This is a genomic window from Sphingobium sp. WCS2017Hpa-17 (assembly GCF_031843765.1).
GTDB lineage: Bacteria > Pseudomonadota > Alphaproteobacteria > Sphingomonadales > Sphingomonadaceae > Sphingobium.
Map to the genome: position 1 here is coordinate 92,807 of NZ_JAVTIV010000010.1, position 25,092 is coordinate 117,898.

A 25,092-nucleotide genomic window follows, 5' to 3' on the forward strand; every position below is an offset into this window, starting at 1 on the left:
ATCTTTTCGGTCGCAAACCTGTTCAGATAGGCTGCACCGCCAGCGCCGCATCCCTCATTGCGCCCTCGATATAGCCTACGCCCCGGCAATCGCCGACGGTGGAAACCTTATAGCCGGCAGCACGGATCTGGTCGGCCAGACTTTCATCGCCTGTGGCGCCGCGCGCAACAATGACGGTGTCGGCGGCGATCGTACGGCGCTGCCCTGTTTCGTTGGCGTAGGACACATCATGATCGCCGACGGCGACATCGGAAATGTTGGTGTTGAGGGCGACGCCCAGATGATGACATTCGTCCACGACACGAAAACGGCGGACCAACTGGAGACCCTTGCCGACCCGGGAACTCTCCTCCAGCACCGTGACCTTGCGGCCCCGCAATGCGAGGAATTCAGCCAGCTCCAGCCCGACAAGCTCGCCGCCGATGATGACGACCCGTTTGCCGATGGGCATCCAGACGCGCGAGCCGGCACGCAACGCACCGAGCTTTGAGGTCACACCGGTCTTGGCCCCCAGCTTCATCGCAAGGCGCGTCTTCCAGTCGGTCTTCTCTGCCAGGCTCTCGAGATTTTGCCCGAGCACCAGATTGCGCATATCGTCGCCGGAGAAGACAAAGTCGCGATCGCTGCCCGGGATGGGCGGCATTTGCCGGCGAGCGCCGGTCGCGACAACCACCTCATCGGGCCGTATCTCATCAAGGAGATCAGGGGTGATCCGGGTGTTGAGGCGTATTTCGATATTCGAGGCTTCGGATACCTGTCTGCGCAGCCAATATACGATCCGCTCATTGGGCTTGTAAGCCACAGAGGCAAATTGCGCCGTACCACCCAGCCTGTCGCTCGCCTCACAAAGAATGACCTCATGCCCTTTGCCGGCAAGCAGCCTGGCAGACTCCATGCCACCTGGCCCTCCGCCGATCACGACGATCTTCTTGCGCGCTGCGATCTCCGGCTGCTGGCGCTCGAGTTCATGCCCGGTCAAGGGATTGACCGCGCAGATCACATGCTTGGAGGCAAAGATATTCGAGATGCAGGTGTAGCAATAGATGCATGGCCGCACATCCTGGGGCCGGCCTTCCACGAGCTTGTTGGGCAAATGCGGATCAGCAAGCAGCTTGCGCCCCATGGTGACGAAGTCGAGCTTGCCTTCCTTGATGAAACGGTCGGCATCCTCAGGTTCGATACGACCTGGGCAAATGACGGGAATGGACACACCTGCCTTGATAGCGGCAGCATTGTCGACGAAGCCATTCCGAGTATCGGTGGCATGGCCCGTGGAGTAGGTCGCGCCGCGATTACCGTCGCCATGGGCACTGACATGAATGGCGTCCAAGCCCGCCGCCTCCGCGAGCTGAGCGACACGGCAGGCATCCTCCAGCGTGATGCCGTTGTCCATCAGGAATTCCTGACTGTCGAACCGCATCCACACGGGATAGTCGGGCCCTACCGCCGCGCGCACGCCCTTGATTGTATCCGTCAGGAAGCGCGCCCGGTTCTCGATTGTCCCGCCATATTCATCGGAGCGCTGATTATAGGCGGGAGAAAGGAAGCTGGAAAAGAGATATCCATGACCGCCATGGATTTCCACCGCGTCCACGCCAGCTTTCTTCGCCCGTACCGCCGCCGCCGCGAACATCTGCACGATCCGCTCGATCTTCTGTGCATCAAGAGGATCATATCGAACCTCCCCCATCGCCGCATAGGGCTCGAAGAAGACGGCCTGCTCCTCTTCCAGCATTACGTCGACAAAGTCGCCGCTATCCTTGGAAGCCTTGGGCGGCGAAGGGCAGGCGAGAGGCCGACCTGCGAGCATATCGTGCATCGCGAGCAGGCCGGCATGATGAAGCTGGACGGCCAGCTTGGCGCCGTGCGCATGAACCTCGTCCGCGATCGCCTTGATGCCCGGTATATATTTGTCGTCGGAAATGGCCTCCTGACGCCAATTGCTGGCCCCTTCAGGATATCCTACCGAAACCGAGCCCATGGTGACCAGCGCCACCCCGCCCTTGGCGCGCTCGCCATAATAGGCACGCAGCCGGTCTCCGCAGAAGCCGTCCTCGTCCGCAAGGTTCGAGCCCATGGGCGTGAAGAAGATTCGGTTGCGAAGCTCGAGCGTGTTGATGCGGCCGGCGCTGAGAAGATGGGCATAACGAGACATGTTTTAATCCCGCAAAGTCGTGCGAACTGAACCAGAACGAGCCTTCTCCGCCCCTTCCGCGATGCCGCACCCCCCCTCTTCGAGCAGATCCACACGCCACACCATCGTTCAGTCCTCTCGCTTCTGGGTGAACCGCTTGCGCTGGCCCGATCCCGGTTCATTCAGCCTCGTCATTCGGCCACACCAACCGCCGGCAGCCCTTGATAGCTGCGGCGCCAGCCACCGATCCGGTCAGACGCCGGCAAAATTCCATTCATGGCCCCAGGCACTGTCTTTCAAGCTGATCGTCGGCACATAAGTGGACCAGTCCACCTGCCAGCCGCCGGTACCAAACTCGATGTCGAACCCGTTGGGGGTGCGCACATAGAAGGACAGCATCTTGTCGTTGGTATGGCGACCCAGACTCGCAGAGAGATGAGCGCCGCTGGCCTTCACCCGGTCCAGTGCATAGCCGACATCGTCGATCGTCTTCGCCTCGACCATGACATGGACCGCACCGGCCGGCTGCGGCATGTCGGTAAGGGCGACACTGTGATGTCGCGCATTGTCGCAATGCAGGAAATGAACTTGCGCCGCAGGACCATCGGGTTCGGGCGACAGGGGAACACGGATATAGTCCGTGTCCCGGAAGCCCAGAATATTTTTGTAGAAGTCCAGAGTGTCGGACAAGGCACCGGCCGGCAGCACCAGATGCCCCAAGCCCATTTCACCCGTCACAAATCCGCTGACGGCCGATGGAGAGAGGAAGGGCTCATAATCGACAATCCGCCCCCAATGCAGCTCCACGCCGTTGCCCGACGGATCCTTGCAGGTCGCAATCCCCTTGACCTGACGCCTGGCCGCAAGCCCGGCATCTCCGTCCAGAACCTCGACGCCCGCCGCCCGCAGCTTGCTGATGCAGATTTCAAAACTGGCCTGATCCGGAAGCTCCCACCCCCCCGCTACGAAGGAGGGTCCATCAGCCTTTTCGATCGCGAAGCGAAACGGGCGATCGTCCATCCGCAGAAACAGGCTGTCTTCATCCGACGCGGCAGAGCGCATCAAGCCAAGCGTGTCGCAGCCAAAGGCCTGCCAGGCTCCCAGATCGGGCGCCTTGAGCACCACATAAGCCAGACTGCTGATCATTCCCGTCCCTCCTTGTCGCCGGGTCTCTCGCAACGTCCGACTTGCCCGACATCTATTGACGCGGACAAGCCAGATCAACCCATTTCGGTGATTGACATCCATTTTTATACGCAAGAAGCAAGATATCGTTGACGGTAGCAGCGGTATGCGTATTTTTAGAGCCAAGTTCAGAGAGCCTTCAGGCGGTAAGATATGATCGGTGGGTGAATGACCGAGCGACCCCTCTGCCGCCGACCGGTTGCGGCGATATGGCGCGCAGAATGGCGGCAGCTCCTACTGAACAGGTGACCACAATAAGAGTATGGACAGCGAGATGGAGACGGAGCGGGATATGGGCAGCGAGCGGCAGTTGCGGTTCGTGGTCATCGGGGCTGGGATGGCCGGAATTCTGGCAGGTATCCGGCTAAAGGAAGCGGGCAGGACCAACTTCGTCATCTATGAGAAGGGCAAGTCGGTCGGCGGAACATGGCGAGAGAACCGCTATCCGGGCCTGACATGCGATGTGCCGGCGCATTGCTACACCTATTCCTTCGCGCCTAATCCCGAGTGGAGCGCCTTCTTTGCCCCAGGCCCCGAAATCAGGGACTATTTTGAGAAAGTCGTGCAGGACTTCGATCTTGGCGGCCAGCTTCAGCTTTCAAGCGAAGTGGTCAGCACACGCTATGTCGATGGTCGGTGGGACATCAGCCTTGCCGACGGACGCCGCGACGAGGCAGATGTGGTGATCGCGGCTACAGGCGTTCTGCACCATCCCAATATCCCCGAATTTGAGGGGATAGAGGACTATAAGGGGCATGTCTTCCACAGTGCCCGATGGGATGATGACGCATCGCTGGACGGCGCGCGGGTTGGCGTGATCGGAAGCGGATCCACAGGCGTGCAGATCGTCTGCGCGCTCTCGACCCGCGCCGAGCAGGTCGTGCATCTCCAACGCTCCCCCCAGTGGATCATGCCGACAGAAAATTTCGCCTATTCCGATGCTGATCGTGCAGCTTTCAGGCAGGACCCTGCGCAGATCGATGCCATTCGATTTGGCGATGATTATTGGGGCGGCATTCGTCGCTTCAACAAGGCGATCATCGAGCCCGACTCACCGCAGATGCATGAAATCCAGGATCTGGTGGAGCGCAATCTCGAAGAGAATGTGAAGGACGAGGCCCTGAAGGAAGCCCTGCGCCCCGACTATATGGCAGCATGCAAGAGACTGATCTATTCGCCGGACTATTATGAAGCGGTTCAGCGCCCGTCTGTTGCCGTCGATACCGGCAGGATCAAGCGCTTCGTCGCCGAAGGCATAGAGATGGCCGACGGCACCATCCACGCACTCGACACGGTCGTTCTGGCGACCGGCTTCAAGGCGGACCGTTTCATGCGCCCGATGAACGTGAAGGGTCGCAACGGCGCCGACCTCAATGCCTTCTGGGAACGGCGCCCAACGGCATATCTCGCAGTTTCCATGCCCGACTTTCCCAATTTCTTCATGTTGAACGGCCCCACGGGCCCCGTGGGCAACTTCTCGCTCATCGATATTGCCGAGCGGCAATGGGCCTATATTTCCCACTTCATCGATCTGATCGAGCAGGGCAAGGCCAAGGCCGTAAGCGCATCTCATGCCGCGATGACGCGGTATGAAGAGCGCCGGATCGCTGCGGCGCAAAAGACGGTGTTCGGATCGGGTTGTACCAGCTGGTATCTCGACAAAGAGGGTGTGCCCTTGACCTGGCCCTGGAGCTATGACGCCTTTGCCGAAGCGATGAGCGCTCCCGTTATGGAAGATTTCGAGCTGAACTGACGCGGGACTCCGATATTGTCTTAAGGTTGGAACAGGCCATGGGCGGGCACCAGAATAATGCGTTGCTCGACGCGCTGCGCTCTGCGCTGCGCCATCAGAATCTGAGCCATGCCGACATCGCCGACAAGATCGGCGCCAGTACCGCGTCGGTCAAGCGCTGGCTGTCCGGACGCGGATTGACGCTGGACAGGCTCAGCTCGCTTTGCGCCATTGCCGGACTGGATCTTACCGATCTGGTGGATCTGGCGCGCGAGCAGAGCGAAAGGCAGATCTGGCAACTCACGCTTGCCCAGGAGCGTGGGCTGGCGGATGATGGCGCACTCGCATTCTTTTTCTTTGCCCTCCTCAATGGCTGGCCAGCGTCGGATTTCGCAGCCGATTTCGCGGTATCGGAAGCAGGAATGACGCATTATTGCGAGAGGCTCGTCAGGCTCGGGTTGATACGGTTATTGCCCGGCGGACGTATAAAGCCGCTTGCCAATCGTCGCGTGACCTGGCGGCGCGGAGGCCCGTTGTCCCGCCACTTCCAGTCGCACATCAAGCAGCTGTTCTTCGACATGGACTTCGGCGCCGCCGACACCCATTATCTGTCCGACATTGCGAAGCTTTCGGACCGCGGCATCCAGCGACTGGATGCACTGACATCGGATTTCCGTCGCAGCCTGCACGAGATTGCCGAAGAGGACAGACATTTGGGGAGCGCCGATCGCCACTGGATCGCCATGATGGTCGTGTCGAGAACATTGGATCTGTCCGATCTGCCCTTCACCGTTCCCGCGCGCGATGAAAAACAGGATGAGGCGCAGCAGATGACCTAGCTGGGCTCACGTCGTGACCCGGCATATTCGCACAGCCTTTCATCACAGATCGATAGAAGTGTAGCCCGCGTCCAACAGGAGAGGACGCGCTATGACGCAGCTATGCGACCAAAAAGACGATGTGATTGCCGACTTCGACATCGAGGAAAATATTCGCGATCTGACTGACGATGAGGTCGCACGCTTCTGGCAGGACGGCTATGTCCATGCTCCCTCATTGATGACTCCCTTTCTTGCTGATGAGGTTCTGAGACGCGCCAGGGAGCTGATGGGCGATCAGGCCGAGGTCATTACAGGAGGCGGCGGCGGCGATCCGCTTCTCGAGCATTTCCAGGCGATCCTCCGGAATTTCCTTGGGGCCTGGAAAAAAGACCCGCTCCTCTACGCCATATCCCATTCCCAGGTCATCGGGCGCAACGCCTCGCGACTGATGCGCGGCGCTCCGGTCCGCTTCATGAACGATGAGATACTGGTCAAGATACCGACCGACAAAGGCGGCAAGGCGACACCTTTCCACCAGGACTTTCCTCATGCCAGCTTTGATCGTAGCGCATTGATCAACCTCTGGTTCGCGCTCGTGGAGTTGCCACCGGAGAAGGGAGCGATGCGCTTTCTCACAGGCTCCCACAGGGCTGGCCCGATGGGAAGAACCCTGCTTTCCACCTCCGACGTCGTTGAGCAATATCCCTATCTCCTCGAGGCATATCCGCTATCTGCTCCGCTGCATATGCATCCAGGCGACGCGACTATTCATGGTGACCTCACCATACATGGCGGTCCGGCGAACAAGGCAGCGTCGTCCCGATGGGCGTATCTCGTCAATGTGTTTGATGCACGAGCGCGCAATGCCGGCGGTCCAAGCTATGGCGAGCCGGTCGAGGGCGTTCAGCCGAACGCCCTCTTCGACACCCCGCGTTACCCGCTCATTCACTCAGGTCGCCTGGACGTGTTTGGCAAGACTGGATGAACGACCACCATTAGACCTCGGCGGCGGGCGCCATTTCTACCATCACCTTGATGGCCTTGCCGTTACCTTGCGTCTCAAAGGCGTTCACAATGTCGTCGAGGGCAAAGCGGTCGCTGATGAGTTGCCGTCGGTCAATCTGTCCGCTGGCCATCAGGTCGACAGCATCCTGCAGTTCGGCGGGCTGATATCCGAGCGAGCCGATAATCCGCGGCTGCTTCTCGATAAGAAAGGTCAGATCGAGCGTCACATCGCCCTCATAGGCACCAAAGCAGACGATGCGCCCGCCAAAGGGCTTGATCATATCGAGCGCCTGCTGAAGAGGAGGTCGGCCCTTCATGTGCTTGAGATAACCCGCACAATCGATGACGGCGGCGACGTCCGCACCAACGCTTGTGGGAAAGGCTCCGACCAGGCGGCCGCAGATGTCCATCACCTTCTCACGGACATCGGTCTGGGCTGCATTTATCACATGGCTCGCCCCCAGTTTCGCGGCAAGTTCAAGGCGGGATTCCGAAACGTCCACTGCGATCACATGCCCCGCCTGCGGCGCCTTGGCTTTCAGGGCCTGCAGCACCCCAAGTCCGATGATCCCGACACCGAACACCACAACATTCTCGCCTGGGGCGATTTCTGCCAATCGGACAAGTTGCAGCGCATCTGCCAGCGGCTCAGTGGTTGCGGCCTCCTCATAGCTCAATCCATCGGGTATCGCGGCAATCTGATAAGGATTGACAGGAACCGGGACTAACTCGGCAAAGGCCCCGCCGCCGGTGACACCGACGACCCGCTGCCCCACGGCCCAGCCCTCGACCCCCTCCCCGACGCCGACGATCCGGCCGGCATATTCATGCCCAGGAATTTCAAGGCCATCCTCATCGATGCGAAGCACGCCCGCCTCGCGATGGGCATTCGTTCGGTAGAGATGGAGATCGCTTCCGCAGATGCCGCAAGCTGCAACCTTGAGAAGCACCTCGCCCGGGCCGGCCACTGGATCGCGCACATCGTTGCGCACCTCTATGTTCCCCGGATCATGGAATATCGCAGCCTTCACACTCGCTCTCCTTGTGCCGTGCGGTCATTTGACCGTCCCCGTGAAGTCTAGCGCGCCATTTGCGCTGCACAAGAAAATAACGATACACCATGCATCGAAAATGATTTAGCGGTCTCCGGGGCCGCTGTGAATGAAGTCCAGGAAAACTCCCGCTGCGAAGCGCACGGCTGTCGGACGATCAATCGGAACCTGCCGTAAAGATATCATCGCGCTGATATGATCGAGAGTCTCAATGACGAGCACCGCACGTGCATGCGGTTCGCCGCCATCGGCAGCCACAGCACGGGCGAAACCGTCAAACCGCACGCCCAGGGCACGCATGATACCTGTTTGAACCTGCGCAATGGTCGACGAAAAGGCAGGCTCAATCGCCGCCACCTCGGCAAAGAGACGCATCACGCCGCGATGCTGCGCATATGCATCGATCAGACGCTCGATCCAGCGTTCCACCGCCAGATGGTCAATTTCCCGGCAATCGGCAATCTCGATATAGACCCCCTCAAGATGGGGCATGAATTGCGTGAACAGCACCGACGCGACATCCAGCCGATCTCGGAACTGCTTGTAGAAACTCGTACGCCCGATCTGCGCTGCGGCGAGAATATCCTCGACGCGTGTTCCGACATAACCCATCTGTCCGAAGGTATCAGCCGCTGCGTCCAGCAAGCGCTGGCGCGTTTCGGCGCGACGCTCCGCCTGCCAGCCGGCAGTACGAGAGCGCGCTCTTTTCGCAGCGGGCAAACGATCAGGATCAGGCATCAAATCTCGGCAATCTGCGGTTGAAAGACAGCAGCATAGCAGAGCCGGCGCCAATCAACAGAGCAGCCTTGGCGAAGGAAATGTCCGCGCCGCGCCCTCAGACAGGGCTGTAGGCATAGCGGCCATGCGCCTGCAAGTTCCCGAACAGGTCGTTGCTGATATGCCGCTCCACGAACGCCCATTGTCCATCGATCTTTTCGAAGCGATCCTGATAATCCCCCGTGATGATCGGCTGCAACGGGAAATCCGGCGTTTGCTGAAACACGACCACCATGCAGGAGGCACGCGCTGCACCATCGCCATCGGGTTCGATGATCAGATTGGCCATGCAGTGACGCGTCCGCGGCTTACCATCATAAAGCTGCAGAAAGTCCGCAAACATTTTGGTCAGTTTCGCCGGATCCCGCTCGATAGGCTCTTCCATGCCTTGAATGTGCACCACCGCGTGACGGAATAATTCTCCCAGTCCGACGAGGTCACCGCTGTCCAGACGCCTTGGATAGCTGTGTACGAGCGCCTGTATCTGGAAATAATCCTCGGCTCCAAGTCCGCCCTCGGTCATATCAACCGCCCTTTCAAGCAAGATAGCCGCCATCGACGGACAAGGTGGCGCCGTTCACATAGGAGGCCGCCTTCGAGCAGAGCCAAAGCACCGCCTGGCCAATATCATCGGGTTCGCCGTAGCGCTGACTGGGGATCTGCCCCATCAACATGCCCTTATATTCCGGCAGATGAATGACGTGACTGTTGAGAGGGGTCTCAATGACACCGGGGGCAACAGCATTGCAGCGTATGCCTTGGCTGCCATATTCCTTGGCGATCGCCTTTGTGACCCCGACCACACCATGTTTCGCGGCCGTATAAGGCGCGGTGCGCGGAAAACCGATGAAGCCTTGCAAGGAAGCGGTATTGACGATCGCCCCACCGCCGGACTCGAGCATGAGGGGCAGTTCCGCAAGGATGGAATAGAAGACGCCGTTCAGATCGACCGCCAGCACGCGATCCCAGATTTCGACCGGCAACTCATGGGTTGCAGGCAACGGATCACTCGTCAAACTGGCTTCGGTAATACCGGCATTATTGTACGCATGATCCAGCCGTCCATATCGCGATCGAACAAACTCCACCATGTCCTTGCATGCCGCCGCGCTCGCGACATCCACGGCGAAAGCGCTTGCCACCCCGCCCTGCTCGACGATTTCGTCTGCTGTCCGCTGGGCAGCATCGCCATTGATATCGGCCACCACGACCGCTGATCCGGCCTTGGCGAACAGGAAACTGGTGCCTTTGCCGATACCGCTGCCGCCGCCGGTGACCAGCGTGACGGTGCCTTTGAGATCTTCCATTTCGCTCATCCTCTCATGAGCGGACCGACGTATCGAACGCCATTAATTTACGCAATACAATATCTATGTTGCCCGCATGCGATCATTTCATTACTTCTGATGCGACAAAAATACGCATCGGCCCGCAGATCCACCGGGCCAGCAGGAGATGATGCCATTATGAAATCCTTGCTTCTCACTGGTTCCTCCACCGGATTCGGAAAAAATGTGGCTTTGGCGATGGCAAGCCGCGGCTGGCGCGTCATTGCCACGATGCGCGATGTCGCAAAGGGCGAGGCGCTGCTCGAGGCGTGGCGAGCGATGTCGGCACCCGGCATGATCGATCTCCTCGCCCTTGACGTGACCTGCGCCCAATCCGTTACGGACGGTGTAGCCGAAGCCCTGCGTCTTTCTGAGGGGCGCATTGATGCGCTGCTCAACAATGCCGGATTTTCCGCGCTCGGTCCCTTCGAGGAAATGGCCGATGCGCAGTGCAGAGCCCAGATGGAGACAAATTTTTTCGGCGCGCTCGCAGTGACGCGAGCCGTTCTTCCTACGATGCGAGCAGCGCGCGCCGGCCGGATAGTGACCGTCACGAGCAATGCCGTGAACAGCCCGCATCCCATGCTCAGCCTCTACGCAGCGTCCAAATGGGCACTTGAAGGCTGGTCAGAGGCGCTAGCTATGGAAATGGCGCCCTTTGGGGTGCATGTGTCCGTGCTTCAGCCTGGGGCACACAGAACGCCCTTCGCAAGCAATGTGGTACCCGCCATACCCCCGCAGAGTGCCTACGCCGACTGGTTGTCGATGGCGATGCCGGGCGTCGGCAACCTTGACGCCTGGGGCAGGCCTCCAGAGGCAGCTACCGATCCGATCGTGGCAGCGCTCACCGGAGAAAGCGACGCTTTTCGGACAGCGATTGGACAGGATACCGAGATATTCGCGGCGCTCAAAGGGGCCTTCCCCTTCGAATTGCGCGCCGCCATTCTTCGCGCAATCGTGGGGTTGCCGGCACCTGGAGCGTTCGTCGAGGAGGCATCTTCGTCCGCGCCTTCAGCGCCCGCCCTTGCCAAGCTCGCCGATGCCATCGGCCAGTCGGATGAGCTTCGTCACACGATCACCGCAATCGTCGGTGATGCGCTCGCGCGCATGCACCAAGCCTGATCGTATCGTCAGGGAGATACCCGATCATGTCGCGCTTGCTACATCGCAACATCACCGTTGCCGACCTTGAGGCATCCGAAAACTTCTATCGGCACGCTCTGGGATTCAGGGTAGTGGATACCGAGGCAATTCCGACCGCTCCCCTTGATCTGTTCGACCAGCGCGACATCGAAGCACAGCGGATTTACATGCAGAATCCGCAGGGCATCGTTCTTTCACTGACGGCCTATGCAGAGCCTGCGTCTTTCGGCTCCCGCGAAAAGCGCGGCTTTGAGCATTTTGGCTACACGCATCTCGCATTCTATGTCGACGACATGCAGACTGCAGCAGCGAGCCTGGCCTCAGCAGGCGGCAGGATATTTCCCCAAACGCATGCACGCTATGAGGCAGCAGGAGTCGAGATGCTGTACGGGACCGATCCGGACGGCGTTCGGATTGAACTGATGACTGGCCCCGCCATACCTGCCGCCTTTTCCCATTCGGGCATTTGCCTCGATTCCATCGCCGTAGCGCTTCCCTTCTTCGAAGGGCTCGGATTTCGGGCCGAGGAGAGTTTCGACTTCTCCGAACCAACCCCCTGGACCGCCAAGATCACGGAAACTCCGGGTCTGCGCCAGCGCGTGCAGATGATACGCAACCAGGCGGGAGACACGCTCGAACTGCTCGAACTGATACATCCCAGACCAAAATCTGGAGGACAGACACCACAGCCCAACGCATATGGCTTTGGAGGCATTACAATCGCGGTCGCGGACCCCGATGCGACGGCTGCTACCCTCACTCCCCTTGGCGGCGCATTCACCCGGCTTACCAAGCCGGAAATGGAGGACTGTTCAGCCTGGCTGGGCACGAGCCCATGGGACACAAGGATCGAACTCGTCAGCTTGAGATTTGCATAGCCTCTCGACGGCATGGCCCTCGCCAGGAGACATTGGGCTCATCCAAATCGTTCGCTTGCCCATCCCCGCATCTCGGTCTTGAGCAGTTTGCCATTGGCATTGCGCGGCAATGACCCCTCCACGATCCCGATATTATCGGGCACTTTGTAGTCGGAGAGCCAGGCCGCGCACAGCGCGCGCAACTCTTCCGCCTCCACGGAATCCCGCGCGACAACGAATGCGACCACACGTTCGCCAAGAACGGGGCAGGAGCGTGGCACGACAGCGGCTTCCACGACGGCTGGATGACGCATCAACGCGTTCTCGACCTCGATCGAATAAATCTTGAAGCCTCCCCGGTTTATCATGTCCTTTTTCCGGTCGGTCAGCGACAGATAGCCGTCCGCGTCCATTGCCCCCAGGTCCCCGGATTTCCAGAACCCGCCAGCAAAGCCCTGCTCGTCAGCATCGGGGCGGTTCCAGTAACCAGGGACGACCATGGGACCCGCGATCCACACTTCGCCCGGCTCGCCGGCGGGCACCTCCCGGCCCTCCTCATCCATGATCCTGATGTCGCAGAAAGGCAAAGGTCTTCCGACCTGGGACGCGCGCTCACGTATCTCATGCGAGGGCATCATGACCGCCGGTGCCGATGTTTCCGTGGCACCATAGATATTGACGAGGGAAAGGTCTGGCAAAACCTGCGCCAGCGCATCAATCGTCGCTTCCGGCATCGGCGCGCCTCCGAACGCCCCCACACGCCAGGACGAGAGTGAGCTCTCACTGATACTAGGCTCCATAAGGCAAAGCTTGTACATGGCGGGGACCATGATCGCGTAGGTCAGCCCCTCCTGCCGAGCGGTCTGAAGGAATTGCGAGGCCTTAAACTGCCGCAGGAACACGGTCTTGCCCGCCACGCTCACCATCAAGAGAAGCACGAGAACCAATCCGGTCACATGCGACGCTGGCGCTGCAAGAATGGAGACCTCCCCGTCATGCAGGTCCAGGCCCTCCCGTGACGCGATGCAGTTGGCTACGAGGCCGAAATGGGTAAGCACCGCCCCTTTAGGCCGCCCCGTGGTCCCTGAGGTATATATCAGGCAGCATGGCGCATCCTCCTCCACGCTCTCGCCGCCTGGAACCGGCTCGAAATCCCCCATCCAGATCCGATTGTCATCGTCCACGAACTCGACATGCCGGCAGCTTGCGCCATCTTCCAGCCGAGGAAGTCTCTCGGCAAGTTCTGTCTCGCAGAAAAGCGCAGAGGCGCCGCTATCGCGCAGGGCATAGGCAATTTCATCACTGCTTTGCCTTATGTTCATCGGCACGAAGATAAGGCCAAGGCGAGCCGTAGCGAGCAGAAGAACGAGAAAGTCCAGCCGGTTTCCCAAAAGCGCCGACACTCTGTCGGCGCGCGCAAGCGAAAGGCCTTGGAGGCGGCCGGCACAGGCTGCAACAGCCTGTGAAAGTTCCGCATATGTCAGCCGAAGATCGCCATCAACGGCGGCCACAACCGACGGGCAGCGCGCAGCGGCCTCATCGAACATTGTATCGATATTGAGGGGCCGGATTGCTGGGCACCGTACCACACGATCGCCATGCATTTCCCAGCGCAGACCTGCTGGATCATTCAGCGTGGGCATCAGTCCATCCTCTTCTTCTGCCCATCGTGGAGATGGTGCATCATCATCTAGCCAGAAGGACCCAACTGGCGCAATGCGTATTTTTTTCGCGCATTAGCGACACCATATATGAAACCAAACTCGAAACATAAGAGATATTCGTAGACTTTTTGATTGCAGGCGAGGCAGCGAGCTCGCAAAAGAGCTTGGACGATAAGCTTGAAACAGGACGGAGTGGGATGAGCGGTATTTCCAAGGCTATGCCGACCGGCGGATTGTGGACCGATTTTTGCGGGCGACTTGGCGACGCTGTCGCCACGCTCCAGGCCAATGGCGCCCCCGACAGCCTGTTCGATCAAGCGGAAGGCGCGCGCTATCTCAGCCGGCTCATTCGACTGGGCCTGGAAATCTATCTCGAAAGCGGCGATCCGGACTTTCCCACCTTCTATATGCCAAGCCACGAGACGGCCAAGATGGGTGGAGACAACCCGGACAACCTATACCTTTCCTCGACCATCAGCGGCTCTCGAAGCTATCGGCTTTGGGGCAATGTCGGGACGGTGACCTATCTGAGCATCGGCTCGAAGGCGAACAGATATGCGATCGATGGCACGATGCCGTCTACAGGCGAACTTCTCAGAGAGGGTTTTGCCACTGATCCCGATGGAAATTTCGAGATCATCGCGAGCGTAGACAAGCCAGCGGATGCCGAGGCGTGGTTGCCACTCGCCCCCGATTCCACGATGCTTCATGTCCGCCAAACCTTTCTTGACCGACGAGCTGAAACGGCTGCGACCATTCATATTGAACGCATCAGCGAAGGCCCATCAGCGCCAGCGCCGATCGACCCCGAGACGATAAAAAAGCAGTTGATGAGCGCAGCCGATTTCGTCGTCGGAACATCCCAGCTCTTTGTTAACTGGGCCCAACTCTTCATGACCCATCCCAACGAGGTGCGCGACTGGGGTCAGGAAATGTTTGTGAAAGCGGGCGGCGATCCGGCAATTTTCTACGTGCACGGCTATTGGAAGCTTGGGCCGGACGAGGCTCTTGTGCTGGAAACAGGCGAGCCGGAGGCCGAGCATTGGAATATCCAGATCAATAACTGGTGGATGGAGAGCCTGGATTTCCGCTATCATCCTATTTGCATCAACAAGCATAGTGCCAAGCGAAACCCAGATGGCAGCCTGACGTTCGTCATTGCGCATCGCGATCCGGGGTTCGGCAACTGGCTGCCGACCGTCGGCCACGACCAGGGTTTCGTTCTTCTGCGCTGGGTACGAGCCGCCGGCACACCGGTCCCGACAAGCAAGCTCATCAATATCGCCTGATCCCGCGCCATCGATCAGTCACGCATCAACTCGGCTGAGCACGCCACTTCATATGGACGTAGGACGCCCTGCCCTCCCGTGCGGCTTCCGAACAACCAATAGATGACGGGAGACGATTCATGAGATGGCAATGGCGTTAAGCAACGAAGGCGGCTGCGCGACGCATCCTGTGCGCCGCGCTTATTGCCCTTCTGCTTTCCATTCCAGGACTGTCAGGCGCGATCCTCACCGTCCCACCGCCCTTGCTCCCTCTTGTTGCGTCCTCACTGGGAGGCGGGACACAAGGTGCGTTTTTCGCGCAGATGGTCGTTGCCGCCTCCAGTCTGGCACTCGGCATCGCGCCCGTCCTGGGCGGCCGCCTGATCCGCGCCATCGGCATCCGCGCAGTATTGATGACCGCATTGAGCGTCTATGGTTTCGCTGGTCTCACACCAGTTGTTCCCATTAGCTTACTCCTTCTCCTGTTGTCCCGCCTTGCTTTGGGCATTGCAGGCGCTTTGATGTTGTCTTCAGGCCTCGCGATACTGTTTGCCACATTTGAGGGCGGGTCGCGCAAGTCGATGCTGGCCCTGCAGGCGGCCATGGGCGCAGGCGTTGCCTTTCTGCTCACCGCATTCTCGGGATATATCGCTCAATATTGGAGTTGGCACGCAGCCTTCCTTATCTACGGCCTGGCATCATTTGCATTGCTATTCGCGCTTGTGGCTATGCCGCTCCTTCCTGAGCGAGAAATTGGTCCACCAATGGATGCCGCACCAGGAGAGATTGTCGTCCTGCGCATGATCTGCGGTCCGTTATTCCTGTTGATGGCGATCACCACGCTTACGTCCATGAATTATCTGCAAGGCCCGTTCTTGCTCGCCGACGCAGGCGTCGTGAACAGTTCGACGGTAGCCTTGGTGGTGGGCCTATCGTCTTTGGCGAACGCAGGCGGCTCCTTGTACTTTCCCTTATGCAGCCGCACGATAGGCGATCGGCTCTTGCCCTTAATCCTGCTACTCATAGCGGTCGGGGCATGCCTTTGGTCCATGGCGCACGGACCATGGGTCGCAGCGACCGCATGCCTCCTGATCGGCGTCGCAAATGGATTGTTCACCCCCTTCATGACCATGCGGATCATCGAGGGCGTCTCCATCGAGGCGCGCCCTGTCGCTGGCGGCCTTTTCTACAGCGGACTGTTCCTCGCTCAGTTCGCGAACCCGTTTCTCGCCGCTCCCCTAAGAGCGATGGCGGGATCGCGCGGCCTTTTTCTCGCGGCAGCCATTGCTGCGGTGCTGAGCCTGATCTTGACCCTCAGGGCCGGGCGAAGGCCATCCACGCTACGGGCGTAGCGGCATTGCCATGCGACCGCCTGGCTGCCCCTCCAATAGGGCCTCAAGCCCGGCAACCAGTTGGGTGAAGCCGAAGTCCAAAACCCAAGTGTCACCACGTTCGCGATGATGGTGGAACACCGTCTCAAGAAGGAAGCGATCCTCATCGGGAAAGCCGGCCAGAACCGCCTCGTCAAACTCGCCGAGCCTGTTGGGCACGGACAGACGACCGTGGATAAAACCCATTGCGGCATGGGAAAACCAGCTCAGAGCATCGCTAAGCCTTCGCGTGTCGGGCTGTACGGCCGCTAGCACTTTGACGAGCGGCAACCAGGCCCGCAGCCAGCCGGAAGAGAGGTGGCCTTCCCATGCTATCACCGAAAGCGCCACTGGATATCGACGAAAATGACTGGTGATCGCCTCGAGCCAAGCTATTACGAAATGTCGCCAGTCCGATGCCTCTGGTGGCGGTTCGAACGACGTGAATACATCGTCTGCCACCGCTTCAAGCAACGCGTCCCGGCTTTCGAAATAGGTGTAGAGCGACATGGCGGAAGCCCGCAGTCGCTTGCCCAGCTTGTTGACGCTGAAATTGTCCATGCCCTCTTCCTGCAGCAGATCGCGAGCAGCATCGACGACCATCGCGCGAGACAAACGGCTTGGGCGGCCGGCAGGTCGTCGCAGCGGAGAAGGTACAGAGGTCATTGCCAACCCCTAACCTTTTCACACTCGAGACGAAAGGCACCGCGAACAGGCTATGCCACGACGACGCGCCAAATCGCTCCGGACCGCTAAGCGCTCGGGGAGTATGTGGGGTAGTCGACATATCCTTGGGCACCCGATGTATAGAGCTGCGCCGGGTTGAAGGACGCCAGCGCCAGTCCCTCCCTAAAACGACGCACAAGATCCGGATTTGCAATGAAGTCGCGACCGAAGGAGACTGCGTCAGCCGCGCCGGATGCCAGGAGCTCTGATGCACTTGAGACATTGAGCCCATTATTCAGGATGGTTCGGCCATTCCAGGATCGGGTAACGATATCAAGGGAGTCAAACTGCTCATCGACGAGGCGGATCAGATGCAGATAGGCGAGATTCATCGGAGAAACCGCCTTCAGCAAGGCGCTGTACGTGGTCACCGGATCATCATCATGGACATCATTGAACGCGAAGCCGGGACATATGCGAAACCCCACCCGGCCTGGCCCGATCTCAGCGGCGATGGCCTCAAGGACCTCGACAGTGAAGCGGATGCGGTTGGCAACCGAGCCGCCATATGCATCGGTTCGCCTGTTTGCATTGGGTGACAGGAACTGCATCGGGAGGTAACCGCTGGCACAGTGGAGCTCCACGCCGTCAAGGCCAGCGGCTCTTGCGTTGCGAGCAGCCTGGGCGAACTCCTCGACCACTTGCGGGATCTCGGCCAAATCCAGAGCGCGCGGCATGTCCATTTCCACCAAGCCGGCCGCATCGGTAAAAATCGTCCCACCGGCTCGAACCGCCGAAGGTGCGACAATGTCACTGTCGTCGGCCTTGTTGACGCGCGAAGCCACCCGACCGCAATGCATGAGCTGCAGCACGATCTTTCCGCCCTTTTCATGGACAGCATCCGCTACAGATGACCACCCGTCACATTGAGCGGGCGTACTGATCCCAGGCGTCCGACAATATCCTTTTCCTGCGGCGGACGGTTGGGTGCCCTCGGTTACGATAAGCCCGGCAGTGGCTCGCTGCGCATAATAGCGCGCCATAAGCTCGGTGGGCTCGTCACCTGCTCCTGCACGACTGCGCGTCATGGGAGCCATCACGATCGGGTTTGACATTTCCAGATCACCCAATGCAACAGGCTCGAACAAATTATCGGCCACCATATAATACTTCCTCAAAATACAGTTGGATAAATGCAAAAATTACACCATTTACCTATAGTAAATAGCAAATACATTTGATTTAATATTTACTGTGGACAATCGAAAGTCGTCGAAATATTGAATCCACTTCAACGGAGAAGGATATCATTATGTCAGTTCAGGCAGCGCACGATCAGATCGCAGCCGCTCGTGGAAGGTTGCCGAGGGAGACGATCGAAGGCGCCGTGCGGGCTTTTGAGGCCACTTACGCGCGAAAGGATTGGGAGACTCGCGCCGCCCTTCTTTCCCAGGATGCGGTATTCGAAGACACTGTCGGCGTTCCTCCGCCAGCGATCGGACGGCAAGCTGCCGCGGACTATTTCAGGTTGATCATCGCGAGCGGCTGGAACGTGGAGATGCGTCCCCGCCAGATCATCGTCATGGGCGACGAAGCCTTCGTAATCACCGACGGCCAATGGGGTGTCGAAGGCGAAGCGCCTGTCAAACTCATGCTGATCCAGAATTTCAAGTTCAATGAAAATGGCGAAATTTGCCATGTGCGCATAGCCTATGATGAAGGGTGCATCATGTCCTGATCGCCTTGCCTTCCCCTGCCCTTGCACCGCAGCGCAAAGACAGAGGAAGGCCGTGCTCAGGCGGCCAATGCGCGCTGCCGGAAATGGGGGATCACCTTTTCTCCTATCAGACGGATTGTTTCCATGATCGCCTCATGCGGGACGGTACCCATCTGCGGGAGAAACAGGATTTCGTCTGCGCCGGCCTCGAAGAGCCTTTCGAGGTGCGCGATCACATCATCGGGCGTCCCGTAGGCGTTCTGGACATTATAGAGATCGGTGGCATCGGCGGTCACAGGAATCAGGGCGTCTCCGAGGCGGGCAACCAGCCGCTCTTCCGATCGATGCAACTCCGCTTCCAGTTGATCGGCCTCCAGATCGTCGGTGCTCGGCTTGGGACCTCCTCCGTACCAGTGGTGGATCGCCTCACCGAAGAAGCGCTGTCCACGAAGGCCAATCCGACGCGCCTCGTCACGATCTTCAAGGCAGATGACAGGGCAGAGTGCTGCCAGATGCTCGTTGGGCCGAAAGCCGACCTGATCGCGCCGGTCTCTCTCAGAGAAAGCGCGGCGATAGATCGCATTTTTGCGCGCGATCTCTTCCGGACCGGAAAATCCGAGTACCAGTGCGCCCAGACCACGCTCACCGGCCCGTATGAGCGTCGGCTCCGACGTGCAGGCCATATACATGGGCGGGTGCGGATCCTGATAAGGCTTGGGATGGATCGGTCGCCGCGGTATCTGTACGAACTCGCCGGAATGTTCGATCTCATCCTGGACCATGATCTTGGGGATGAGATACATCATCTCGTCAATCTGGGGCTGCAGGGTCGCCAGATCATAGCCGTAAGCACCCGCTTCCTGCTGCGTCCCACCTTTGCCGATGCCAAAATGCAGCCTGCCTTGTGACATGATGTCCAGCGTCGCTATGCGCTGCGCCACCTTGATCGGGTGGTTCATCGCCGGCGGGAGGCAAACGACGCCATGCCCTACATGCAGCCTGGTCGTGGCGCCCGCGATGAAGGACAGGAAGGTCTCTGGCGCCGACATATGGGCATATTGGGTCAAGGCCGTGTGTTCGACGGCCCATACCGTATCGAACCCCTGGGCCTCGGCGAGCAGGCACTGCTCGATCATGTCCCGATAGCAGCGCTGCTCGGACTCCCGGGAAATATCGACAATCTGCGCTTCGTAGATAAGCGAGAATTTCATGACCTGCTCCTCTCATATCCGGGCGCCATCTGCGTGGCGACTGTCCCGGCCTTTGCAGGAGACTGGGACGAACAGTGCTGAGGTGCCAAGGACGAGGCTGCTCAATCTCGTGACAAAAACGCTCATGCTGATATTTTCAGTCATATGACACTTGCCTTTCCCCAACAGGTGACGACCGAGATCCCTGCTGCCGAAGTCCTGCGGATCTTCGAGAGCGTTCGCTCCTGTGGCTGGGACCTTCCCGCGCTTCTGAGGCGGGCTCGCTCTCCTTTTGGCTTTGAAGACTTCACGCAAGGCCGGGTCCAGATGGTTCCCGTGTCCATCTACGCGGCGATTTACCGCGAATATGTCCTTGCGCTGGAGATCGAGGCTTCCAGCAAGAGCGGCCGACCCCCTGTGACACAGGAAGAGTTCGGGATGTTGTGGTGCAGCGTGATGACCTGCGCTACGCTGGCCGCGGCCATCGACCGGATAGCAGCCTTCTCCGCGATGCTTGGAGGCCGAATGGGCGCGGTGTCCGTCGAGTTATCGGACAACCACGCCTATTTTCGTCTGGACTCGCTACGACCAAGTCAGACGCCGAGCTCTTTCATCACCGAAGCCATTGGTCTGGTGATGTATGATCGAATGCTGTCCTGGCTCATAGGAGAGCCGCTGGAAGTTCAGGAGATCGAACTTAATTATCCGCCAGAATTCGCCCGCCATCTCGATGCAAGCTTCGTCAGCATTCCTGTCCGCCTCGATCAAGGGCGCAGCGGATTTCGCTTTCCAATCTCCCTTCTCGAGCGACCGCTTGTCCGCCGGCCAGAAGAACTGGAGGCGATGCTTCCTTTGACGATACTTTCCGTGGGCACGCATCTCGATGGCGAAGACCTGTCGCGCAGGGTCCTCCATCTGTTCGAAGAGGCCCTGGTCCGCAACGGCCCATTACCCAACACATCCGAACTTTCCGCAAAGCTGCGATGCAGCCCTGCCAGCCTGCGCCGCAAGCTTTCCGCGGAAGGAAATTCCATCCAGGCGCTCAAGGATCGCACTCGTCTCGACTGGGCTAGGGAATTGCTGCGGCAGCCGGGCATGACGATCTCTGACATCGCCTCACGCCTTTCGTTCAGCGACGAAACCGCTTTCCGTCGCGCGTTTCGCCAATGGACCGGCCAACGTCCATCCGCTTTCCGACCCCAGTCTACGCGTGGGGATCGAGCTCGGCCGAACCCAGCCTGACCTCCCCCAATCGCTTGTTGCGGCGGTAGCGACCATCTTGACCACGCCCACTATCCTGCATTACCTTATACCATACAGAAATAGTGCAGCGCAGGAGAGTGAGCATGCCAGATGAAGTTCAAGAAGCCGTTCCGTCCCACGTCGAACCGGCCCTCGCCTTTTCCGACGACATCGAGACTGGCAAAGCCAATCTCGATAATTTTGGATATACGATCCATCGCGGATATCTCAGTTCCGAGCAGCTCGAACGCGTACGCTCGCGCTTCATAGAGCAGGGTGAACTGGAACTTGAAGCGGGCGTGGCGACGATTTCCGCATCCGGCCACGCTGGAAGCGACCGCCATTATGGTGGCGAGACGCTGGATGCCCCGCCGATCAGTCAGCAAATTGCCTTCCTGCCGAACAAGGGCGCGGAATTTCGTGAGATGATGCACCATCCGGCGGCTCTGGCCTATACAGAGCATGTTTTCCGGGGCGTTCCCTTCAATGTCGCCGTGCAAGCCGGTTCCTTTCTCAGAAAAGGCGGGCAGCGCCAGGTCCTTCATGCTGATCAGCAAGCCTGGCCGTTCGAGACGCCCATCCCCGCCATGTTGAACGTGATCGTGGCCTTGTCCGACTATGAAGCGGACATGGGCGCAACCAATGTCGTGCCCGGCAGCCATCGCCATCCCTCGCCGGATATGAGCCTGTCAGCCGAGGATGCAGCCGCAAGCATCGGCAGTGCGCTGCTCCCCATGGAATGCAAACCGGGCGACGCGATGATCCTCGATAGCCGCACCTGGCATTGCCAGGGGTCATCGACATCCGAGAAAGTACGCATGATGATCGGCACGGTCTACGCCATGCACTTCGTCAAACCACAGGATGTCTATCCCGCAGCCATCACGGACACGGTGTATGACCACCTCACGCAAGCAGACAAGGAGATGCTGGGCTTCAAGGTGAACTTCGAATATGCCGGCCGCATAGCGCCGCGTCGCCCGGACGATCTGCGAACCAACACGAACGCGTGCTTTCCCTACATTCCCGAACTGCGTCGCGACCGACAGGGTGAAGTCGCCAGGCGCTTCGAGGATATGCGGGTCGTGATATCGGATAGCTGGGCGGAACAGGTCGCCTGATAGACTGGACGGCGGGACGGAGCATCCGTCCCGCCCTTTTTTTGCCGGTCTCAACCTGGCCAGACAGCTGTTTTCCGGCGTTCCCTGAGCGCCAGGATCAGAAAGCTGATGGATGCTATCAGGAAGCCCGCGATGAATATCGAAACCGCGAAGCCATAATTTCCCGTCTTGTCCCGCAATATTCCTGCCAGCGGCCCCATGCCGAAGAGGAAAGGGATTGTCATCGGGCCTGTCACGCCCACTATCTTGCCAAAGCTCTCGGGGCCGAACAAGCGCGTCGCCAGCACGCCATGCGCCGCCACGACACCACCCCCGCAAGCGCCAATGATGATGGCATCGAGCACCAGCAGGGGATAACCCACCGGTAGCAGAAGAATGATCCATACAGCCGCCTGGATCGCAGCGTTGAGCGCCAATGTCACACCTGCATTGAAGCGATCGGCCAGATAGCCGAACAAAAGCGATCCGGCGATGCCAGTGCCTCCCGAGATCGACAACAGCACCGCAGCGCTCGACACGCTCCAGCCGCGTTCGGTCAATAGCGGCACGAGATGGGCCGTCTTGGCGACGCCTGCCCCTACGATCAGCCCGACGCCCAGCGTCATCAGCAGGAAGTATCCGTTGCGCAACAGATAGGCAGTGGGAACGACCTGCGCCCCGCTCTCAACGATCTCCCGCGGAAGCTGCGTATCACGACCTGCCGCGGCTTGGCCGACGAATTCAGGCCGATCGATGACAAACAACGCCGGCAGCACACCTGCCAGAAATCCGACGCCCAGAAAGCGCAGAACCACCTCCAGCCCGAATGTCGGCAGGACAGCCGCAACAACGAGCGGGACGATCATGATCATCACTGGCATATTGACGATGCCGAGCGCCCGCCCCTGCCCTGCCACATACCAGTTGGTGACGAGAATATAGGCGGGCGTGGCCCCCATGAGCGCGCCACCTGGGCCGATGAGGATAGCGAAGACCAGCAGCATCTGCTCTGGGCCATGCGCGAAGGGAAGCAGAAGATAGCCAATTCCACCAAGGAGTGCGCCCGAGATCATCATTGCACGCAGCGAGAAGCGACGTGCCAAAGTGCTCACGAATGGCGCCACGATGCTGTTCGTCAACACGACGAAGGCAATCGTCAACGACACTTCCGAACGGGTCGCTGCAAAGCGCGTTTCCATAGCAAGCATGAGCGCGCCCAGTGCGCCATAGGTCAGACCGATGCTCATATTCATGAGCAGCGCGGCAAAAATCACCATTCTGGGGCCCAGGAAGCGGCTTGCCGTCACTTCCATCGGCTTTGACTTGCCCTCATGACGGACGGCGGTCTCACCATCCACCCCCGCGGTCTCCCTTACGGCCATAGCATCCTGCTCCCAATGGAGGGCGTATGGCGCATGGCCATCACCCGATATCATTCTCTTTTATACGCATATATCGGCTACAATATGATTGTAACCACCATATGCAGAACATGGAATTTATCTTTGTACGCGAACGCGCGAATAACGTGATTGCGCTCAAACCAAAAAACATTGCTATACAGCATGTATCGTATATAGCTGAGCGGGCGTTCCGACAAGAGATTCGAGAACCGAAAGGAGAGACATGAGAAAGGTACCGCTTCGCGCCGGCATGTTCCTGGCGCCCTTTCACGCCCTGGATGAGAGCCCAACCCTCGCCCTCGAGCGCGACCTCGAGCTGGCACAGTTCGCCGATGAGATAGGCTTTTCAGAATTCTGGTATGGAGAGCATCATACCGGCGCCTATGAGCTGAGCGCTTCGCCAGAACTCATGATCGCGGCGGCAGCCCAGCGCACCAAGCGCATCAAGCTGGGCACTGGGGTAGTGTCGCTTCCCTATCACAACCCGCTCATGACCGCTAATCGGATCGCCCAGCTGGATCATCTGGCATTTGGCCGCCTGATTTTCGGCGCAGGACCAGGCTTGCTGGTGAGCGATGCACATATGCTGGGGCTCGACGCCCGCGAGTCCCGCGACAAGCTTGATCGCGGCCTGTCGCTCATCACGCGCCTGCTCGCCGGTGAATGGGTCACCGAGAGCTATGAAGGCTGGTATGATCTGCACGACGCCCATGCCCAGATCCTGCCCTATAATCCTGATCTGGAAGTTTGCGTGGCGAGCACCTTCTCGCCCAATGGCGGCGCGCTCGCAGCCAAATATGGTGCCGGCATGCTCTGCCTCGCCAGTACGGCGATGGGCGGCTATGACGCACTTACTACCAACTGGAAAATCGCCTGCGAGAATGCCGCCAAACTGGGAACGACCATGTCGCCGGCGGGCATCCGATGCGCTACCGACATCCATATCGCAGAGACACGAGACAAGGCGATGGATCAGGTTCGCGAGGGTTATGAGAAATGGCTCCTGTACATCAAGAACCAGTCGGAACATCTCAAGGAATCGCCGGCACACCTTAGCCTGGAGGACCTTCTGGAGCGCAACGAGATCGTCGTAGGAACACCCGACGATGCCATCGCGCAAATCCACAGGCTCGAGGAGAAGGTTCCTGACTTCGGCTGCATCCTCATGCTCGACAAGAACTGGTCGTCGACCCAAGACAAGAAGCGTTCCATGGAGATGATGGCCCGCTATGTGCTTCCCGCCATCAATGGTGACAATCGCAACCGGCAAAAGTCCTACGATTGGGCACGAGAAAACCGTGAAGGCTTTATCGAGGTGATCCAGAGCGCAACCAAGCGGGCCTTCGACAAACACGCCGCGCAATCGGCAACTAGCGGGGAAAAGGTAGCCTGAGGCTTCCTTTCGAGACGACAGCCTGCGCCGGGCAAGAGATCATGT

22 protein-coding genes are annotated in these 25,092 nt (G+C 59.2%); 11 read left to right on the plus strand and 11 right to left on the minus strand.

Features of this window, described 5'->3' with window-relative positions; translation table 11 throughout:
* Nucleotides 1-22 precede the first annotated feature (22 nt).
* Complete coding sequence (locus RQH62_RS15085; protein WP_311269559.1) at nt 23-2,155, minus strand: FAD-dependent oxidoreductase; 2,133 nt, start codon at nt 2,153-2,155, stop codon at nt 23-25.
* A 231-nt stretch (nt 2,156-2,386) separates the two neighbouring features.
* Nucleotides 2,387-3,280, minus strand: a complete 894-nt coding sequence (locus RQH62_RS15090) for a VOC family protein (protein ID WP_311269560.1) — start codon at nt 3,278-3,280, stop codon at nt 2,387-2,389.
* Nucleotides 3,281-3,581: 301 nt separating this feature from the next.
* On the opposite strand from RQH62_RS15090, the gene RQH62_RS15095 reads away from it, so the two are divergent.
* From RQH62_RS15095 to RQH62_RS15105, 3 genes are all read left to right on the plus strand, one after another.
* Nucleotides 3,582-5,072: an NAD(P)/FAD-dependent oxidoreductase gene (locus RQH62_RS15095; RefSeq protein ID WP_311269561.1), complete on the plus strand. Its 1,491-nt coding sequence runs from the start codon at nt 3,582-3,584 to the stop codon at nt 5,070-5,072.
* A gap of 26 nt (nt 5,073-5,098) precedes the next feature.
* A complete protein-coding gene (locus RQH62_RS15100) occupies nt 5,099-5,890 on the plus strand; it encodes a helix-turn-helix transcriptional regulator (protein ID WP_311269562.1) in 792 nt (263 codons plus the stop codon).
* A 91-nt stretch (nt 5,891-5,981) separates the two neighbouring features.
* Entirely contained in the window at nt 5,982-6,857 is an 876-nt protein-coding gene (locus RQH62_RS15105) for a phytanoyl-CoA dioxygenase family protein (RefSeq protein WP_311269563.1), read from the plus strand.
* 10 nt (nt 6,858-6,867) lie between these two features.
* On the opposite strand, the gene RQH62_RS15110 is transcribed toward RQH62_RS15105, so the two are convergent.
* The 4 genes from RQH62_RS15110 to RQH62_RS15125 form a co-directional block, all read right to left on the minus strand.
* Nucleotides 6,868-7,908 (minus strand): zinc-binding dehydrogenase, encoded by a 1,041-nt coding sequence (locus RQH62_RS15110; RefSeq protein WP_311269564.1) that lies wholly within the window; start codon nt 7,906-7,908, stop codon nt 6,868-6,870.
* A 105-nt stretch (nt 7,909-8,013) separates the two neighbouring features.
* Complete coding sequence (locus tag RQH62_RS15115) at nt 8,014-8,667, minus strand: TetR/AcrR family transcriptional regulator (RefSeq protein ID WP_311269565.1); 654 nt, start codon at nt 8,665-8,667, stop codon at nt 8,014-8,016.
* 97 nt (nt 8,668-8,764) lie between these two features.
* Nucleotides 8,765-9,229: a nuclear transport factor 2 family protein gene (locus RQH62_RS15120; protein ID WP_311269566.1), complete on the minus strand. Its 465-nt coding sequence runs from the start codon at nt 9,227-9,229 to the stop codon at nt 8,765-8,767.
* A gap of 13 nt (nt 9,230-9,242) precedes the next feature.
* On the minus strand, nt 9,243-10,022 hold the full coding sequence (locus tag RQH62_RS15125) for a glucose 1-dehydrogenase (RefSeq protein ID WP_311269567.1): 780 nt from the start codon (nt 10,020-10,022) through the stop codon (nt 9,243-9,245).
* Between the two features lie 150 nt (nt 10,023-10,172).
* On the opposite strand from RQH62_RS15125, the gene RQH62_RS15130 reads away from it, so the two are divergent.
* Both RQH62_RS15130 and RQH62_RS15135 read left to right on the plus strand, forming a co-directional pair.
* The gene (locus tag RQH62_RS15130; RefSeq protein ID WP_311269568.1) at nt 10,173-11,156 is read left to right on the plus strand and encodes an SDR family oxidoreductase; all 984 of its coding nucleotides are present in this window, start codon (nt 10,173-10,175) and stop codon (nt 11,154-11,156) included.
* A 26-nt stretch (nt 11,157-11,182) separates the two neighbouring features.
* Nucleotides 11,183-12,055 carry a VOC family protein gene (locus tag RQH62_RS15135; protein WP_311269569.1) on the plus strand — a complete coding sequence of 291 codons (873 nt, stop codon included), beginning with the start codon at nt 11,183-11,185 and terminating at the stop codon, nt 12,053-12,055.
* A gap of 38 nt (nt 12,056-12,093) precedes the next feature.
* Here RQH62_RS15135 and RQH62_RS15140 read toward each other — a convergent pair whose 3' ends face one another.
* Nucleotides 12,094-13,677 carry an AMP-binding protein gene (locus tag RQH62_RS15140; RefSeq protein ID WP_311269570.1) on the minus strand — a complete coding sequence of 528 codons (1,584 nt, stop codon included), beginning with the start codon at nt 13,675-13,677 and terminating at the stop codon, nt 12,094-12,096.
* 218 nt (nt 13,678-13,895) lie between these two features.
* On the opposite strand from RQH62_RS15140, the gene RQH62_RS15145 reads away from it, so the two are divergent.
* Both RQH62_RS15145 and RQH62_RS15150 read left to right on the plus strand, forming a co-directional pair.
* Complete coding sequence (locus RQH62_RS15145; protein ID WP_311269571.1) at nt 13,896-14,987, plus strand: DUF1214 domain-containing protein; 1,092 nt, start codon at nt 13,896-13,898, stop codon at nt 14,985-14,987.
* Between the two features lie 221 nt (nt 14,988-15,208).
* Nucleotides 15,209-16,318, plus strand: coding sequence for an MFS transporter (locus RQH62_RS15150; protein WP_311269603.1), 1,110 nt, complete (start codon nt 15,209-15,211; stop codon nt 16,316-16,318).
* Here the strand turns inward: RQH62_RS15150 and RQH62_RS15155 are convergent.
* Nucleotides 16,307-17,002: a TetR/AcrR family transcriptional regulator gene (locus tag RQH62_RS15155; protein WP_311269572.1), complete on the minus strand. Its 696-nt coding sequence runs from the start codon at nt 17,000-17,002 to the stop codon at nt 16,307-16,309. The two genes, RQH62_RS15150 and RQH62_RS15155, sit on opposite strands and share 12 nt — an antisense overlap.
* An 86-nt stretch (nt 17,003-17,088) precedes the next feature.
* Nucleotides 17,089-18,165, minus strand: a complete 1,077-nt coding sequence (locus RQH62_RS15160) for an alkene reductase (RefSeq protein ID WP_311269573.1) — start codon at nt 18,163-18,165, stop codon at nt 17,089-17,091.
* 149 nt (nt 18,166-18,314) lie between these two features.
* Between RQH62_RS15160 and RQH62_RS15165 the strand changes: the two genes are divergently transcribed.
* Entirely contained in the window at nt 18,315-18,740 is a 426-nt protein-coding gene (locus RQH62_RS15165) for a nuclear transport factor 2 family protein (RefSeq protein WP_311269574.1), read from the plus strand.
* A 56-nt stretch (nt 18,741-18,796) separates the two neighbouring features.
* On the opposite strand, the gene RQH62_RS15170 is transcribed toward RQH62_RS15165, so the two are convergent.
* Nucleotides 18,797-19,930, minus strand: a complete 1,134-nt coding sequence (locus RQH62_RS15170; RefSeq protein ID WP_311269575.1) for an LLM class flavin-dependent oxidoreductase — start codon at nt 19,928-19,930, stop codon at nt 18,797-18,799.
* Nucleotides 19,931-20,098: 168 nt separating this feature from the next.
* Here RQH62_RS15170 and RQH62_RS15175 point away from each other — a divergent pair, with 168 nt between their 5' ends.
* Nucleotides 20,099-21,151 carry a helix-turn-helix domain-containing protein gene (locus tag RQH62_RS15175; protein ID WP_311269576.1) on the plus strand — a complete coding sequence of 351 codons (1,053 nt, stop codon included), beginning with the start codon at nt 20,099-20,101 and terminating at the stop codon, nt 21,149-21,151.
* 104 nt (nt 21,152-21,255) lie between these two features.
* Nucleotides 21,256-22,272, plus strand: coding sequence for a phytanoyl-CoA dioxygenase family protein (locus RQH62_RS15180; RefSeq protein WP_311269577.1), 1,017 nt, complete (start codon nt 21,256-21,258; stop codon nt 22,270-22,272).
* A gap of 50 nt (nt 22,273-22,322) precedes the next feature.
* Here RQH62_RS15180 and RQH62_RS15185 read toward each other — a convergent pair whose 3' ends face one another.
* Nucleotides 22,323-23,609 (minus strand): MFS transporter, encoded by a 1,287-nt coding sequence (locus RQH62_RS15185; protein ID WP_311269578.1) that lies wholly within the window; start codon nt 23,607-23,609, stop codon nt 22,323-22,325.
* Nucleotides 23,610-23,877: 268 nt separating this feature from the next.
* Between RQH62_RS15185 and RQH62_RS15190 the strand changes: the two genes are divergently transcribed.
* The gene (locus tag RQH62_RS15190) at nt 23,878-25,047 is read left to right on the plus strand and encodes an LLM class flavin-dependent oxidoreductase (protein WP_311269579.1); all 1,170 of its coding nucleotides are present in this window, start codon (nt 23,878-23,880) and stop codon (nt 25,045-25,047) included.
* Nucleotides 25,048-25,092 lie beyond the last annotated feature (45 nt).